This is a genomic window from Chryseotalea sanaruensis, assembly GCF_003990915.1.
GTDB classification, from domain to species: Bacteria; Bacteroidota; Bacteroidia; order Cytophagales; family Cyclobacteriaceae; genus Chryseotalea; species Chryseotalea sanaruensis.
Genome location: NZ_BHXQ01000003.1, coordinates 446,971 through 463,992 on the forward strand (window position 1 = coordinate 446,971; position 17,022 = coordinate 463,992).

Genomic DNA, 17,022 nt, shown 5'->3' on the forward strand with positions numbered 1-17,022 from the left:
CAAATTACAACCTTAACAATTTACATTGTAGCTTGCAGCAAAATATGAATGCAGTTAGATCACAACTTCTCAGATTTGCGTCCTGGCCAAGTCTTTCAAGCACATTTGGGGCAATTATTTTATTCATTTTTATCCTTGGTAACACAAACCAGGCATTCGCTCAAAGGAAAAAGGGCTCCTCAAAGGTCGACATTAAAAATTCAGATAGAATAAAAGGTGGTCAGACAGCTACTGGTGAAAAATTTAGGAGATTTATTGGTAATGTTATTTTAGCCCAAAACACCACAACCATTTATTGCGACTCAGCCCACTTGTTTGACAAAACAAATATTGTAGAAGCCTTTGGTAAGATAAGAATTACTGAAGGAGATTCTGTAACCGTTACCGGTAAGTCACTTATTTATGAAGGCGATAAGCGTTTAGCTAAACTCCGTGGAAACGTTGTGTTCACCAAGTTGGCGACCGCTACACTCTATACCGATTTTCTTGATTATGATCGTACAAAAAACACAGCCTATTATTTTAATAACGGCAAACTGGTGGATAGTACCAATGTGCTTACCAGCAACAAAGGCTATTATAATGTAAACAGTAACCTTTCTTCTTTTAAAAAATTGGTGGTGGTAACCAACCCTGACTATACCATGAGTGCCGATAGCTTACAGTATAATTCAGCAACCAAAATAATTTACTTCGTCACGCCCACCACTGTTATAGATAAAGACAGTGCAACCTTTGTTTATGATAAAGGAAGTTACAACACTCTTCAGAAAAAATCCGATCTACAGCAAGGTGTCGGTGAAAACGAGGACTATACCATTTCCGGAAAAAGTTATAGCCTGGATGATCTGAATAAAATTTACAGAATAAGGGGTGATGTTGTGATGACTTCCAAAGAAAACAGCCTCATTATTTATGGACAGGCTTCTGATGCGTACAAGCTAAAGAATATTTCCAAAGTGTATGATCGCGCTTACATGGCTAAAATTACCGATGAGGGCGATACGCTTTTCATGACAGCCGATACCCTTGTATCTATAGATAGCGAAGACGCTACTAAAAAAAGAATTCTTGCCTACAACAATGTCCGCATTTTCAAAAATGATCTTCAGGGCATAGCTGATTCAGTTGAGTACCGTGTTGCTGACTCCACCATTATCTTCTATAAGAAACCTGTATTGTGGACAACCGAAAATCAATTATCTGCCGATTCTATCAGCATGCTAATTTCCAATAATACAATTAGTAAAATCTTCCTTAACACAAATGCTTTTGTGATATCCGAAGACACCATTCTGCATGACTTCAATCAGATTAAAGGAAAAAAGATGATTGCCGATTTTCAAGATCAGAAACTGCATCGTGTTTATGTAAATGGTAATGCCGAGAATATCTATTTCGCACTCGATGAGAAAGATAATTCTATGATGGGTATGAATAAAATCATTTGTAGTCGTATTCTCATCCGCTTTAAAGATGGCAAAGTAGACACCTTTAGCTCTTATGTAAAACCCGAAGCACAGTTCATTCCTCCTCACGAATTGTTAGATGGTGACAAACGCTTGCGCGGATTTCTCTGGCAAATCGAAAAGCGACCGCTTAAAAAGGACGTGATTCGCTAATCAATTAAAAGCAACATACCCCCGGTTGCGGGTGCTTTTTGTTTCAGGGATGATTAACTTTATCTTACAAGCACACAAGCCTTGAACCATGAAGCAAACTATTTTTTTTACATCATTATTATTGCTGGCTATATCAGTTACAGCTCAGGAAAACCCTTTAGATAAACTGGCGAAAAAAAATGCATTAGCATCTTTACCAGAATTTTATGATTTACTCAGCTTGCCGAACGTAGCCAGCCAACACCAGGACATAGAAAAAAATATAATGTGGTGCGAAAGTGCTTTTGCTAAAAGAGGTTTTACAAGCCAAAGACTTAATACTGCAACGGTTCCCTTATTGTTAGCAGAACGGAAGGTAAAAAAAGCCACCAAAACAGTACTTATCTATTTACAAATTGATGGCCAGCCAGTAAACCCTGCGTTGTGGGATCAGGAAAGTCCATGGAAACCCGTATTAAAAGAACAGGATAATCAAGGCAAGTGGAATATAATAAACGATGATAAACTTAAAGGTGACATCAATAGAGACTGGCGGATTTTTGCACGCTCCACTTCCGATGCCAAAGGTCCTGCAGCTGCTTTTCTAGCCTCATTAGACGCCTTAAAAGAATTGAAGAAAGAGCCGAATTATAACATCAAAGTCATTATGGACTTTGAAGAAGAATTAGGTTCCCCTCGCCTGCCTGCCGCAGTTACTACTTACAAAAATGAATTAAGTGCTGACTGGTTTATTATTTTTGATGGCCCACGTCATGTAAGCAATCAGCCCACACTCACCTTTGGTGCCCGAGGTATTTGCGAGATTACCTTAACCACCTTTGGCCCTCGAGCGCATATGCACAGTGGTAATTATGGCAATTACGCACCAAACCCTGCCTTGCGTTTATCGCAGCTATTGGCCTCTATGAAAGACGATGAAGGCAGAGTAACCATACCTGGTTTTTACGATGGTATTGTATTAACAGATGAAGAGAAACGCGTACTAAAACTAGTCCCTGATAACGAAGAAGAGCTGAAGCATTTTTTGGGTATCGCAGAACCCGACCAAGTGGCACCAACCTTTCAGGAAGCCATGCAATACCCAACATTAAATATCCGTGGTCTGGATGCACTTTACATTGGTGAGAAAGCACGAACATTAATACCTGCCTGGGCAACGGCTGAAATCGATATTCGCTTAGTGCCCTCAAGTAATCCAGATCGATTAATTGAATTAGTTCGTCAGCATGTTATAAGCAAAGGCTACCACGTAGTAGCTACTGAACCTACAGAAGAGGAGCGCATGAAATATCCCAAAATTGCAGCTATACAATCCTCCATTTCTTATGGCGCCTTTCAAACATCATTTAATTCAGCACTTGGCTTGTGGTTAGATAAGGCTATGAAAAATGCTTTTCAAAAGGAACCGATAAAAATTAGAACTGCAGGTGGCTCCATCCCCATTTCACCTTTTGTAGTGACGCTGGGTATTCCTGCAGTAGCGGTACCTACCGTAAATGCCGATAATAATCAGCATGCAGAGAATGAAAATATCCGGCTGGGCAATTACATCGATGCCGTAAAAACTTTTATCTGCATATTAACTGAGAAAATATAGTACTAAGTAATTCTACCTAAAAGTGGGTAGGTTAAACGCTGACATTGTATCGTTATTGCCTTATTTTCAGAAAAACTTTACTTTTTTCTATGAAGTAAAATTAAAATAGGGTAAATTTCTTTCATCACTTAAACTGTATGAAAGTATACCTCCTCCTTTTATCGGTACTACTTTCCTGGGCCAGCACCCAGGCGCAGCAGTTTGATGTAAACCTCTCCACTGAAACACTTAAGGCTGGAATCGGTGAAACTGTACAAAGTGGTCTTCGCATACGCAATAACGATAACAAAGCACTCAATCTTATCATACGAAAATCTCAGTCGAACATGGGCAGTACGCAATTTGTACAAATTTGCCTTAATGGGAATTGTGCTGAAGAATTAAGTCTACGTTTGGAACCAGGCCAGAGTACAAGCGATTTACTTATTACTTTTGATGCAGGCCTCGCAGCAGGAATTAGTTCTGCGCGCTATGTGGTTGTTAATAAAAACAACCAAAATGAAGCGGTTGAGTTTGATGTGAATTTTTCGGTAGAAGAATTTGCTGAGCGTAAATCTATTTACGACTCACATTTCATCACACTTACTGACGCCTATCCCAACCCGGCTGTCGAGTCAGCTCAGGTTGATTATAAAATCCATAAAACACTTCCTAGTTACAACATCATACTCCGCAACCTGCTTGGCAATGTGGTGGGCGATTACCGACTGCCTGCTTCAGAAACAAAACTTAAAATGCGTACTGATGATCTGAATGCCGGCATCTACTTTTTTACCCTATATGTGGATGGCGAAGGCGTGCTGACACGCAAAATCATGGTGAAAAAATAGTCTTTATTGTTACCCACAGATCCACCTGCCGAGGGGCAGATTACACCACTTTTCATAGATGAATTACGCTCTTTACTTGTTAATCAGTAGCGTCTATTGCCTATAATCTTTTCTGATTTAATAATTTCTAGCTAATTCGTGTCTTTACCTAAAATTCGTCTGATTGCTGTTTGCTTCCGCTTTCAGCGGTCTGACGGATGGGTTTTCTATCAAATCTCTACTGTTTTTGAAACTGGTAGTATTCCCAATTAATTTTATTCAAACCACACCATTTCTTCATAAATTCCGTTTTTGTCCTATCTGTAAGGATAGTATATTTGCAAGCTTATGCTAAAGGTATTTCAGGTAAAACTGTTTTTTTTGGTTCTTTTAGTCGCTTTCGGCTGTAGTAAATTCAGGAAAATCGAAAAAAGCGAGGATTGGCGCGTAAAATACGAGGCCGCTACCAGCTATTACGAAAAGAAAGATTACTACCGTGCTTCTGTGCTTTTTGATCAAGTGTTACCCATTGTTAGGGGTTTGCCTGAGGGTGAGCGTGTGCAATTCTACTTAGGATATTGCCAGTACTATGATAAAAACTACCTTTTTGCAGCAGAATACTTCAAAACATTCTATGAAACGTATGGCAGAAGTGCCTCTGCTGAAGAAGCGCGTTACATGTATGCGTATTCTTTATACTTGTCATCTCCAGGCCCCAGCCTCGATCAGACTGAGAGCGTAAATGCTATGGCAGCGATGCAGGACTTCCTAAATCGCTTTCAAACAAGCACTTTCCGTGAAAAAGCAACGGAGGTAATTATGGCCATACAGGTAAAACTGGAGAAAAAGGGCTTTGAAAATGCCAAGCACTATTACAGGGTACGCCAATACAAGGCTGCTATTACGTCTCTGGAAAATTTCACAAAAAATTTCCCAGATAGCAAATTCCTGGAAGAAGCACATTTCTTAGTTATTGATGCTGAATTTCAATTAGCTGAACAAAGTATCCTAAGCAAGCAAAAGGAGCGATACGAAAACGTAATAGAAGACTATAAAAATTTCATAGACAAGTATCCATCCAGCGAGCGCCTGCGTGAAGCTGAAAAAATGTATGCTGAAAGTCTTGAACAACTAAATCGATTAAAAAAAATTAACATCTAATACTATGGCTACAAATCCGTCTATCATTACCCGCGATATGGAAAAGCTGATCGAACCCACTAACAATGTGTACGAATCAGTGGTGATCATCTCAAAGCGTTCACGCCAGATTGCCAGCAACATTAAAGAAGAATTGAACAACAAGTTAGCTGAGTTCGCTACTACAGTTGATAACCTTGAAGAGGTTTTCGAAAATCGTGAGCAGATCGAGATTTCAAAGTTTTATGAGCGTATGCCCAAACCTACTTCTACTGCCATCGAAGAATTCTTTGAAGGTAAGTTAAATCACCGCATACGTGGTGAAGCTGAAGAGCGTTTGGATATTTAATCTTACATATGCTATAAAGCAGAAAAGGTTCAGGATGTGCCGTAATCACGACATGTTTTGAACCTTTCTTTTTTTACCTTTATCATCATGCTACAAGGAAAAAAAATTTTATTAGGTGTTAGCGCCAGTATTGCAGCTTACAAAGCTGCTGTGTTGGTTCGCCTGCTTGTAAAAGAGGGAGCTGAGATAAAGGTGATTATGACAAAATCGGCTACCGATTTTATTACACCACTCACGCTAGCTACACTCTCTAAAAATCCTGTCCTCATTGATTTTGAAAAAGATAAAACCGGTGAATGGAATAACCATGTAGCGCTTGGACTTTGGGCAGATTTGATGTTAATAGCTCCTGCCAGTGCCAATACCATGGCAAAAATGGCCAATGGCTTATGCGACAACCTGTTGCTGGCTACCTATCTCTCAGCCCGCTGCCCTGTTATGATAGCACCTGCCATGGATCTGGATATGTTAGTACACGGTGCCACAAAAAAGAATATTGCTACACTTAGCAGTTTTGGCAATTACTTCATTGAATCCGGTTACGGTGAACTTGCCAGTGGTTTAGTCGGCAATGGAAGAATGGCAGAACCTGAAGAAATTGTAACCAGGCTTAAAAAACATTTTTCAAAAGGTAAACTCACCGGCAAGAAAGCACTGGTAACAGCAGGACCAACATACGAAGCCATAGACCCTGTTCGTTTTATTGGAAATCATTCTAGCGGAAAAATGGGATTTGCCATTGCTGAAAGTCTTGCCAATGAAGGTGCAGAGGTAACCCTAGTAAGCGGCCCGACACATCAACAATTGACAAACTCGAATATTAAGTTAATAGCCGTTACAGCTGCACAAGAAATGTATGAAGCATGTGCTTCAATTTTCGCGGCACAAGACATAACAGTGCTTTCTGCAGCAGTAGCTGATTATAAGCCTTTAGTACAGGCCGATCAGAAAATAAAAAAGAAAGAAGGAGGCCTGAATATTGAACTGACACAAACTGTGGATATCGCGTCTACCCTGGGTAAACAAAAAAAGAATGGTCAATTGCTTATAGGTTTTGCCTTAGAAACAGAACAAGAGAAAAGTAACGCTCTTAAAAAACTGGAGTCTAAAAACTTTGACATGATTGTGTTAAACTCTTTAAACGATAAAGGTGCCGGTTTTGGTCATGATACAAATAAGATCACTATTATTAACCGTAATCAGGAAGAACAAAACTTTGAATTGAAAGACAAGAAAGCTGTTGCCAACGACATCGTAAAAGCCATTAGCCACTTAATCCATGCTTGATAAAAAGCACATATTTAGTTTTGTTAAAAATTATTTACCAGTAATCATCTTACTGGTATCGATACATATAGCAAACGCTCAAGAACTTAATTGTCTTGTAACGATAAATCCAGGACCTCGTGTCCAGATTTCTGATAACAATGTTTTCAAAGACATGAAGAATGCCTTTCAGCAATTCATAAACACACGTAAATGGACGAATGACGCCTACCGAGTACATGAAAAAATAGCATGCTCCATTCTCATTAACATTAACGAGATGCCTTCTATTGGTGTATTCAAGGCCTCAGTACAAATACAATCAGCAAGACCGGTTTATAATACCAATTACTCAAGCCTCTTATTAAACTTCGCTGACCGTGATTGGGAATTTGAATATGTAGAATCACAGCCTCTAGAGTTTAACGACAATGGCTATACAAGTAACCTTACTTCCATGCTCGCATTTTATGCTTACATAATTTTAGGTATGGATTACGACTCTTTCAGCGATTTAGGTGGCACACCATATTTTCAACGAGCGCAAGCAGTAGTAAACAATGCGCAATCCGCAAACCGTACGGGATGGCAGGCATTAGGTGGTAATAGGAATAGATACTGGCTATCTGAGAACTTGTTAAATGGGCAACTAACAGATTTACGTAAAGCTATGTACACTTATCACCGCATGGGTATGGATAGCTTTGATAAAACACCGGATCAAAGTCGTGAAGTAATTTTAAAATGTTTAAAAGATATTAAACGGGTAAGAGATATTAATCCATCTTCACTACTGGTGATTTCCTTTTTTGATGCCAAGGCCAAAGAGCTTAGCAATGTATTTTCTGATGGCAACCTGCAGATACGCAGACAGGCCTACGACCTGATTACAGCCATGGATCCAATCAATAAGGGATCGTATGGGAAAATTATAGGAAATTGATTTTGTAAAATTGACAATTGCCAATTATCAATGCAGCATTTTATATCGGCAAATCCACCAACTATAAATCAGTACATTACCTCAACTGTTTTTCTGTACTGAATTAAAATAAGTTTACACTGCAAAGCAGTTAAGTATTAAAAATCCGGATCCAAACCAAGACGGTCTTTAAGTTCTCTGAACATAGGATTCTTAGACGAGAGGTATTCAAATTTATCGCGAGGAGTATAAATCATTTTTCGTTCTTCCACAACGCGCAACTCTCCCACAACCTGGATGCTTGAATTTTGTAAACGTTCTCTCAAAAAAGTATTTAATTCCAATCTGAATTCGTTAAGCATTGTCTCCTGTATGGGGTTAGACAAAGGCATGACTATTCGTGTGTCGGTTCTTTCGTAGGGCTGAGCTAATAAAAAATAATCTGCCTGTTGCTTTTTACGCGTCTCCGCGAAAGTCGTCCAAGCCTCTTTCAACTCTTCATCAGTAAACGCTTTCTCTTCTTTAACTGTTGACTGATAGGTTTGAGTGCCATTCTCCTCTTTTTTCTCTTCAACCTTAAGCAGGTCGTTAAGCTTTATACTTCTAGGCGCAGATTTAAATCTGGTTTTCTCAGCGAAGTCGGGTTTGGGTGCTACAAAACCTGAAGCTGGTGCCTCTTCTTGCGGCTTTGTCGTTTCTTGAGTAACAAACTTTTCCTCTTCTGAGGTTGAAACTTGTTCCTTTTCGGCTACTGCCTCTACGCCATCACTTTTTTTTTTGCCTCAGCGGCAGATGCGTTAAGGCTAGAAGGACTAATTAAATGCGTCACGTGCGCCATCTTCATTAAAGCCAATTCAACAGTAAGACGTTGATTCTTGCTGGCTTTATATTGCATATCTGCCTGACTGGCCATGTTAAGCCATGTTAATAAAATTTGTGGTGGGCAGGCCTTCGCTTGTTCTGCATAGCTTTTCTTTACACTGTCAGGTACTTCCATTAATTGAACCGTGCGTGCATCTTGCGATACGAGCAAATTTCTGAAGTGCTCTGCAAGTCCAACAATAAAATTCTGGCCATCAAAACCTTTCTTTAACACTTCATCAAAAAGCAACAAAGGCTGTGTATGGTTTTGCGTCATCAGTGAATCAACAACCTGGAAATAATAATCATAATCCAGGATGTGCAGATTATTCAGTACGCTTTTAAAAGTAACACCTTGTCCGGCAGCGTAGGTCACCATTAAATCGAAAATGGATAACGCATCGCGCAAAGCACCATCCGCTTTTTGCGAAATCAAATGAAGTGCTTCATCTTCAGCTGGAATATTCTCAACCTTAGCAATCTTTTTAAGGTGATTGGCTATATCGCTTATCTGAATGCGGTTAAAATCAAATATCTGGCAACGTGAAAGTATCGTTGGAATAACTTTGTGTTTTTCCGTGGTAGCCAGAATAAAAATAGCGTAAGCAGGAGGCTCTTCCAGTGTCTTCAAAAATGCGTTAAAAGCAGCATTTGAAAGCATGTGAACCTCGTCAATAATATAGACTTTGAATTTACCGAATTGAGGGGGATAACGCACCTGATCAATCAAGTTGCGGATATCTTCTACAGAGTTGTTGGAGGCTGCGTCCAACTCGAAAATATTGAGTGAGTTTTGTTCAGCTTTTTCTTCAAAACCATTGATTAAACGGGCAACAATACGGGCACAGGTTGTTTTACCAACCCCCCTGGGGCCACAAAAAAGGAGTGCTTGAGCTAGTTTATTGTTATCAATGGCGTTTTTCAGGGTGGTTGTGATATGTTCCTGCCCCACTACCTCATCAAAACCTGAGGGTCTATACTTACGCGCTGATACAACAAATCCTTCCATTGGGGTGCAAAATAGAATAAGTAAAGAAAAATCGAAAGTTTTAAATTGACCAACCTCGTAATTTATTAATTGATAAGCGGATAGGGCATAAAGTTTTTGTAGATTGTATTAACAGTTTGGCGTATTGTCCACTTCAGCAAATCCCCTATGAAGTATTTTTTTTGCATCGTGTCTGTAATGGTTCTGCACTGCGCTATGGCGCAGCCTGACAGTGGCTTACCTTTTGTCAGCAATTTCCCTACTTCAACATACCGGCAAGGCCCCCAAAACTTCACTGTTTTACAAAGTAATGAAGGCCTTATCTACATAGGTAATAACAACGGCTTGCTGGTTTATGATGGTGTGGATTGGAATTTGATAACGATAACCAATAAATCGGAGGTTCATGCTTTGGCTCAAGACGAAGATGGTACTATGTATGTTGGGGCGCAGGGTGATTTTGGTTATTTACATACAAGTGATAATGGTGATGTACAATACAATTCGCTGCTACACCTTTTGGATAGTGCCTATCACGATTTTAATGATGTCTGGTCTATTCATCCAACCAATGATTTAGTGGTTTTCAGATCTACCAAAGGTTTGTACCTCTACAATAAACAAGCTCAATCGATAAAAGCCATTCCTTTTAATACTACCAGGCATCGTTCGTTTTTTATTTATGGTGAAGTGTGGGTAAGGTTAGAAGATGTGGGATTATTAAGATTAAAAAAAGATAGCCTGGAATTAGTTCCGGGTGGTGAGTTTTTAAAAAACGAATCTATTAATGCAGCATTTGATTACGGAAACGGCAGAACACTACTTATCTCAGAAAAAAGAGGACTAGTCTTATATGATGGTAAAACTTTTACCACCTTAAACAGTGCTGCTAATCAGCTTATCATTACCCAAAATAGTTTTGCTAAATTGTTAAGCAATGGCAATTACGCCATTGGCACCCGTACTAAGGGTCTAATTATTCTTGATCATGATGGGAATATTCTACAGCATATTGGTAAAAAGCAAGGTTTAATAGATGAGTCTGTATGGTCGATAGAAGAAGACAGGTTTACACATAACTTATGGATAGCCTGTAATAACGGAATTAGTTTAGTGGAACTAGGATCTCCCTTTTCATCTTTTCAGGAGCGATCAGGTGTAAACGGTCAATTCTACAATCTTACTTCACATGCTTCATCATTCTTTGCGGCTGGTTCCTTAGGGCTGTTTAAAAAAGAAAAAAGTAATGGCTCAGCATCAGAAGGTTTTGTTCCCTTCAAACCAATTAACGAAATCGGTTTTCAGGCATGGCACTTGTACAGCGATTCAACTATGCTGCTGGTTTCGGCTAATACTGGAATTTTTAGTATTGAAAACGATAAACTTTTAAACATTGGCTTTAGTAATAGAGCCTGGTATCTATTACCACTAAAGAAATTCCCAAACTACATACTTGCTAATACTGTTGAAGGTCTTGTGTTGCTGAAAAAAAATGGAAAGAATGCCAACGTTTATCGCAAACTGAAATATACCCCTGAGTCGATCTACTACTTTGCGGAAGATGAGGATGGTATGATTTGGATTAACAGTCCAACGCGAGGAATTTATCGTTTAGATTTTAAGAATGATATAAGCGCTGATCCTGAATTAAGTTTGTTTACTGAAAAAGATGGATTACCCTCTGCCTTTAGAGTAAGACCATTTGCATTGCAAAATGAAGTGGTGTTTGGAACAGAAAAAGGTTTGTACCGATTTAACCGGGAATTACAACAATTTGAAATACACCCAACATTAAACAAGCAGCTCTTTGGTGACAAGCTTACCTGGGTGGAACTACTTAAGCAAGACGATATCGGTAATTTATGGGGCACTTACATATTGCAAAAAAAAGGTAAACGCTATTCCATTGGTTTTAGTGGACATAAATCAAAAGATGGTTATGTAGTGAAAGAAGATATTTTCAAGCGAATCAATAGTTTGAAAATCAACGACATTAACATTGCAGATCAATATAATATTTATCTACTCACTTCCGATGGTATTGTTCACTATAACCCGCAGGAGAAAGAGCAACAAAGAGTTCCAGTACTCATACGCTCTGTAATTGCCATCCGACAAGATTCATTGCTTGGGTCAACAACACTTAATAATATTCCTGCTGAGTTAAATAGCCTTCGATTTCATTTTGCCGGCATGGGTTTTACTGCTCGCAATGAAATGGAATACAGTTACTTCTTAGAAGGATTTGATAAAAAATGGTCCGACTATGATTTACTTCCACAAAAAGAATATACAAATCTTCCAGCAGGCAATTACACTTTTAAGATAAAAGCCCGCAGTCTTCAGAATATCGTTAGTGAGGAAGGTACATTGCCTTTTAGTGTACAGGTACCCTGGTATCAAAGTGTCTGGACTTATGCATTCTACTTTATTGGTGGAACCTTCCTTGTAATATCAATCGTTCGTTGGCGATCCAATAGTTTAAGGATTGCTAATCAGCGGCTAGAAAAAAATATAGAAGAACGAACCCATGAAATAACAAAACAGCATCAGGATATTTTAGATAAGAATCAACTGCTGGAAGCACAGAAAGAAGAGATTGAAGCGAGTCGTGAAGAGATTGAAGAAGCAAACCGCGTTATAGCGCAGCAAAATGAAAATCTTAAATTCATTAATGTTAACCTGGAGAAAATTGTAGAATCCAGAACAGGCGAACTGCAGCATGCTTATGAACACTTACTAGCCATTAAGCAAGAGTTAGATACTTTCATCTATCGCTCTTCACACGATATTAAAGGGCCACTTACACGCTTACTCGGCCTTTGCCATATTGCCAAGCTGGATGTACAGGACAAAACCGCTTTGCAGTATATTAATTTGTTGGAAGTAGAAATAAATGCCACCAACAGAATTCTGCAGAAGCTACTCGTTTACCAACGAGTTAAAGACTGGAATCTGCAACAGGAAAAAATAATAATTGCAATGGTGGTTGATCGTGCTTTAGTACAACTGGATAACCTACCAGATTTTACGGCAACTCAAATTGGGCGCAATAGTCAGGGCTGCACTATTGCAACGGATGCCTATCTGCTTGAAGTTGCCTTACAAAATGTATTAGAAAACGCCATTCTTTTTAGTGACCGCAGAGATCCTAAAATAAATATCACATGTCATAGTCAGCAGAACAACCTCCAAATTGAAATTTCAGATAATGGAAGAGGTATAGAAGAAGCCATTTCCGAAAATATTTTTGCCATGTTCTATCGGGGCAGCGAAAAAAGTAAGGGTGCAGGGCTGGGACTTTTCATAGCCAAAGAAGCGCTTACTAAAATAGGAGGTCAAATTCATTTGAAGAACCTGCCGGGGTGGAATACTACTTTCGAAATTATTTTACCTATGCAATAGTTGTAATTGATACTGCTGACAAGTGGATTTTCGACAGGAACTTTTTAAACACTATATTTGTCTTTTAATAACCATAACAGTTGGTTATGGGGCTGACCGGTTTTGACAGGCCGTGTGTAGACGAGTATAAGCATGCAGGCTCATGGGATGAGAGCCTTAAAAGATAGTTCCAACAATTACGTGGCGAAACAACTTACGCCATGGCTGCTTAATCTAACGAATCGTTAGATAAGTTTATCCCGCTTAAGAAGCCGGAGGCCATCATCGCTCAGTTCCTTTGATTTGCGGGAGCTGGTATAGCGGTGTCGAACAGCAAAACTGCTCTGCGCGAGGTTACTAAGCACAGCTAAGATCAAGTGACTAAGGGATAAGTTGGTTGTTAACTGGCGGCTTGTTCACAAAAATTAAAGTTAACTAAGCATGTAGAAGGCTCGATTTTCACCTTCTCTGGACCAGGGTTCGATTCCCTGCAGCTCCACTGCCCTCCTAAGCTTTTGCGTAGGAGGGCTTTTTTGTTTTTATATCATATTTTAGTATTAACTAATGTCTTTCTCAATAAACCATTTAGCAAAATCTAATGTTTTTTATAAAAAACTAATTTTCTATGATCTAATATCAGTCGAAAATATGAAAGAAAGATATTTTTGTAACATCGGATGTTCTATAGATATCAACCTTTTTTTGAGATTTGTCATAGATAAGTACTGCCTCCTTTGTTTTCCCTAAGTAGAAACGTGTAGAATCATTCGTCAAAGCCAAATTTCCCATAAATACCTCAGCTTTCTTCCCTTTCCCATTTGTAACCTCAATTGCCCTATCTTTTTCTTTGAAGTAAATCATTGGGGGCATCACAATTAGAATAGAAATTAAAACCATCATAGTAGAACTCATTTTCTCTTTCAACTTTCTAGTTATTGAGAAGTACACAACAAAAAAAAGAAGAATAACTCCTGCCATTTCAAAATTTCCTTTTTTTATAGCTTGAACCATTGTAAATAATATAACACCGCCATAAATAAACAGAAGACCTAATGCTAAATAGCCAAGCACCATAAGATGATTGCTTTGCTTTGCGTTATCTCTTATTAAATTGTTTTGATCCTCCAGATTATCACTTTCTGATATATTTAATTCCTGAATCTTGGCCTCGTTACTTTTTATAGTTTTTATTTTGCTTATAGCAATGCCAACAGTATTAGTAGATGACCACAAATTCAGAATAGCATGTACTAAAAGAATAATTATTATATCTAGATCCGTAATGAAATAAAGCACCAGTTCTGAAAAATCAATGAACTCAATAATTGACAACCCAAAATAGCCATAATAACCCTTAAGCTTTAACGTACCATAAATAATGAAATAGGCACCAATAAGTGGTGCAACATGAGCAATATTACTTAGTTGATCTTTAAATGATTTCAAACTGGCGCTTTTATTTCCCATGGTTCAATTCCTGATTTATAGATGAAGATAATGAAACCATTTGTTAGTTAAAATACGTGGTGCATTTCGAATACTTATAGTATTAAGTGGGCATCAATTCTTATATTTACTGAATGATGGGGAAAATCATAGAATCTAAAATACTATTTTTAAAAAATAGAAAATGGTATAAACCAAGTCAGCTGGTGATATGGATTTTTATAACTGCATCTACATTCATTATTTATTATCTTGTAATACGTAACTCATTTGACAACCCTATTGATTCACCAAATTCCTTTGGAGATAGTTTTGGAGGATTAACCGCACTTTTCTCAGCATTAGCATTCATTGTTATCTACATTAGTTTAAAGACTCAGCAAGAAGAGTTAGCATTAAGTCGAAAAGAATTCTATGAAATTAGATTAACAAATATTATTTATAAACAAATTGAACTCTTACAATTTAGTATTGATAGATTATCTTTTAATGATAGAGAAGGCACAAGAGTAATTAACTATCTAAATGACAATGTTGAAACATTATTTGAAAGTGACCTGAAAAGTCCTATTTCCTTCAAATGGGGGAAAAAAAATATTAATATTCTACGTTCTGTCACACCGCAACTTAAAACAGTTTTCACAGTATATGAGGCTTCACTTCTAACGCTAGATTCAATGCTTTCAAATTCTAATTTTAAGAAAGAAGACAAGTCCATTTACTATAGCATATTTAAAAGCAATATCGGGATAGAGCTTTTAATTTTAGTTGAAAAATATGATCAGATCTCAAAACTTATATCTATGCCCGATTTTATAAATTCCATAAAAATTATTGGAGATGAATCCGTTTTGTCTGACTTAATGTTTATGCGTTTATATACCGAGAAAATAATCCAACTTCACAAAAAATTATCAAATTAATTTCTTTCTCTTATCTAGAAGATTGAATGGTTGATGTTTAGCTAATACCGTGGCATTTTTATTGTTCTTCATATTTCGTTATAAAATGACTTAAGTTCAGTCTAAATAGCGTTATCTAAAATTCTCAAGGTCAATAATGTTAGACAGACCAGGTATAATGTTTGGGATAGAAAGAGCTGTGGATTAACAAGAATTTGATCTACAAGTTTAGATTATAATTATTTGAATATCAGTTGTTTATAATATTTTTTGTTCAAAATCAAATTATTCAATTAATTTTGGAACTTAACTTATAAGTGAAGCGTATAATTTGTATTGAATTGTTCGAACAGCACAAGAAGGCCACCTTCTATACGCTTCGTTTTCAAGATGAAGAACTCTCTGAATTCGATAAATTCTTCAACAAGTTTGATAGTCAATCAGACTTTGACTCAGAGATGGATACAATTGCAAGTTGGCTCGAAATTATTGGTCGAGAGGGTGTCCTGGAGAGACATTTTCGTCCGGAAGGTGACAAACGTGTCAAGGCTATACCTATTAACCTTGGTAAAAAGCTCAGACTCTACTGTTTCCGTATAGACGACATATTTCTTTTGATTGGCGGTGGGGGGATAAAGCACGTAAGGAGGTTTCAAGATGATTCAGATCTAGAGGAGATGGTTCGTATAGTCAGGAAAGCAGGGAATAAACTACTAAGGTATTACGATCAGGGAAAAATTAAGAAGGAACAAAACAATACCCTTTCAGGGAAACTAACATTTACAATTGACTTATGAAAAAACATGCAGGACTAGAAGCGCGCAGAAAAAGAATTTCACCCGATGTAAAACATGCGGTTGAATTTTCTTTTGCGATTGCTAACCGTATCCACGAGATATTGGAAAGCAAGGGTATGACCCAGCGTCAGTTTGCTGAAAAGTTGGGAAAGAAAGAATCCGAAGTGAGCAAGTGGATGAGAGGAACACATAATTTCACAACCAACTCCATTGTAAAAATGCAGGGTGTGTTAGGTGAACCGATCCTACAAGTGACATCAAAGCAGCGTAAGGGAGTATATGTATTAAAAGTGTCTAATGGAAGTTCTGATCATATAAGTCTTGCTGTTGAGGGCAAGCAGACTGTTCAGGTGCCTACCAATCAATTGTATACCGAATCCGAAACTTCAGTGGAATTAGAGCAGCTCTGCTATCAACATAACTGATTATGGAGACCGTAAAAAATATTAATGTGGTTTGGAGATTTCATGCCTTCGACCTCATCTCTTTCAATGCAGAGGAGAGAGCACCTAATGCAGAAAAAATTGATCTTAATAAGATCAATTTTCAACTTAGTGTTGATTCTCAAATCAACCAAGCGGAAAAGAAGGTTATTCTAATCTCTTCAGTTGAAATATTTAGTAATGAAGCGCATACAGAATTATTAGGAACAATACGCACAAAGGGAGAGGTGGTTATTGAGAATTTTAATGAAGTTGTCGTTGATAAAACGAGGTTGCCAATTCAGTTAATGGCGTCACTTATGGGTATACAGATTTCAACTACACGTGGAATGCTCAAATTACTTTCAAAAGGAACTGTCTTTGAACAGGCTATTATTCCTATAGTTAATCCTATGGCTTTCTTTCCTCCTGGTTCAATCAGACTGGAGAAATAATTCATCGAGTTAGATACGAGGGCAAATTCATTGATTTTTTGCCCTCGTTCAGATAACAAGGG

General features: G+C 37.9%; 15 protein-coding genes and 1 other RNA gene. 13 read left to right on the forward strand and 3 right to left on the reverse strand.

Annotation, left to right across the window (positions count from 1 at the left end):
• Positions 1 to 44 precede the first annotated feature (44 nt).
• The 7 genes from SanaruYs_RS09860 (at position 45) to porD (ending at position 7,726) form a co-directional block, all read left to right on the forward strand.
• On the forward strand, positions 45 to 1,622 hold the full coding sequence (locus tag SanaruYs_RS09860) for an OstA-like protein (RefSeq protein WP_160118629.1): 1,578 nt from the start codon (positions 45 to 47) through the stop codon (positions 1,620 to 1,622).
• A gap of 88 nt (positions 1,623 to 1,710) precedes the next feature.
• Positions 1,711 to 3,219 carry a M20/M25/M40 family metallo-hydrolase gene (locus tag SanaruYs_RS09865; RefSeq protein ID WP_127122386.1) on the forward strand — a complete coding sequence of 503 codons (1,509 nt, stop codon included), beginning with the start codon at positions 1,711 to 1,713 and terminating at the stop codon, positions 3,217 to 3,219.
• A gap of 137 nt (positions 3,220 to 3,356) precedes the next feature.
• Entirely contained in the window at positions 3,357 to 4,049 is a 693-nt protein-coding gene (locus SanaruYs_RS09870; RefSeq protein ID WP_127122387.1) for a T9SS type A sorting domain-containing protein, read from the forward strand.
• 327 nt (positions 4,050 to 4,376) lie between these two features.
• Positions 4,377 to 5,189: an outer membrane protein assembly factor BamD gene (locus SanaruYs_RS09875; RefSeq protein ID WP_127122388.1), complete on the forward strand. Its 813-nt coding sequence runs from the start codon at positions 4,377 to 4,379 to the stop codon at positions 5,187 to 5,189.
• Between the two features lie 4 nt (positions 5,190 to 5,193).
• Positions 5,194 to 5,517, forward strand: a complete 324-nt coding sequence (locus SanaruYs_RS09880) for a DNA-directed RNA polymerase subunit omega (protein ID WP_127122389.1) — start codon at positions 5,194 to 5,196, stop codon at positions 5,515 to 5,517.
• 87 nt (positions 5,518 to 5,604) lie between these two features.
• Positions 5,605 to 6,804 carry a bifunctional phosphopantothenoylcysteine decarboxylase/phosphopantothenate--cysteine ligase CoaBC gene (coaBC, locus tag SanaruYs_RS09885; RefSeq protein ID WP_127122390.1) on the forward strand — a complete coding sequence of 400 codons (1,200 nt, stop codon included), beginning with the start codon at positions 5,605 to 5,607 and terminating at the stop codon, positions 6,802 to 6,804.
• The gene (gene porD / locus SanaruYs_RS09890) at positions 6,797 to 7,726 is read left to right on the forward strand and encodes a type IX secretion system protein PorD (protein ID WP_127122391.1); all 930 of its coding nucleotides are present in this window, start codon (positions 6,797 to 6,799) and stop codon (positions 7,724 to 7,726) included. The genes coaBC and porD overlap by 8 nt, the downstream gene beginning before the upstream one ends.
• Positions 7,727 to 7,863: 137 nt before the next feature.
• Here the strand turns inward: porD and SanaruYs_RS09895 are convergent, their stop codons facing one another.
• Positions 7,864 to 8,199 carry a DUF8439 domain-containing protein gene (locus SanaruYs_RS09895; protein ID WP_127122392.1) on the reverse strand — a complete coding sequence of 112 codons (336 nt, stop codon included), beginning with the start codon at positions 8,197 to 8,199 and terminating at the stop codon, positions 7,864 to 7,866.
• Between the two features lie 263 nt (positions 8,200 to 8,462).
• The gene (gene dnaX / locus SanaruYs_RS09900; RefSeq protein ID WP_127122393.1) at positions 8,463 to 9,575 is read right to left on the reverse strand and encodes a DNA polymerase III subunit gamma/tau; all 1,113 of its coding nucleotides are present in this window, start codon (positions 9,573 to 9,575) and stop codon (positions 8,463 to 8,465) included.
• Between the two features lie 147 nt (positions 9,576 to 9,722).
• Between dnaX and SanaruYs_RS09905 the strand changes: the two genes are divergently transcribed.
• Complete coding sequence (locus tag SanaruYs_RS09905; protein ID WP_127122394.1) at positions 9,723 to 12,959, forward strand: sensor histidine kinase; 3,237 nt, start codon at positions 9,723 to 9,725, stop codon at positions 12,957 to 12,959.
• 88 nt (positions 12,960 to 13,047) lie between these two features.
• Positions 13,048 to 13,440: a transfer-messenger RNA gene (gene ssrA / locus SanaruYs_RS09910) on the forward strand.
• A 134-nt stretch (positions 13,441 to 13,574) separates the two neighbouring features.
• Here the strand turns inward: ssrA and SanaruYs_RS09915 are convergent.
• Positions 13,575 to 14,405, reverse strand: coding sequence for a hypothetical protein (locus SanaruYs_RS09915; protein ID WP_127122395.1), 831 nt, complete (start codon positions 14,403 to 14,405; stop codon positions 13,575 to 13,577).
• Positions 14,406 to 14,518: 113 nt separating this feature from the next.
• Here SanaruYs_RS09915 and SanaruYs_RS09920 point away from each other — a divergent pair, with 113 nt between their 5' ends.
• The 4 genes from SanaruYs_RS09920 (at position 14,519) to SanaruYs_RS09935 (ending at position 16,960) form a co-directional block, all read left to right on the forward strand.
• A complete protein-coding gene (locus SanaruYs_RS09920) occupies positions 14,519 to 15,307 on the forward strand; it encodes a hypothetical protein (protein ID WP_127122396.1) in 789 nt (262 codons plus the stop codon).
• Positions 15,308 to 15,603: 296 nt separating this feature from the next.
• Positions 15,604 to 16,083, forward strand: coding sequence for a hypothetical protein (locus SanaruYs_RS09925; RefSeq protein ID WP_127122397.1), 480 nt, complete (start codon positions 15,604 to 15,606; stop codon positions 16,081 to 16,083).
• Positions 16,080 to 16,508, forward strand: a complete 429-nt coding sequence (locus SanaruYs_RS09930; RefSeq protein ID WP_127122398.1) for a helix-turn-helix domain-containing protein — start codon at positions 16,080 to 16,082, stop codon at positions 16,506 to 16,508. The genes SanaruYs_RS09925 and SanaruYs_RS09930 overlap by 4 nt, the downstream gene beginning before the upstream one ends.
• 2 nt (positions 16,509 to 16,510) lie before the next feature.
• On the forward strand, positions 16,511 to 16,960 hold the full coding sequence (locus SanaruYs_RS09935) for a hypothetical protein (RefSeq protein WP_127122399.1): 450 nt from the start codon (positions 16,511 to 16,513) through the stop codon (positions 16,958 to 16,960).
• Positions 16,961 to 17,022: the final 62 nt, after the last annotated feature.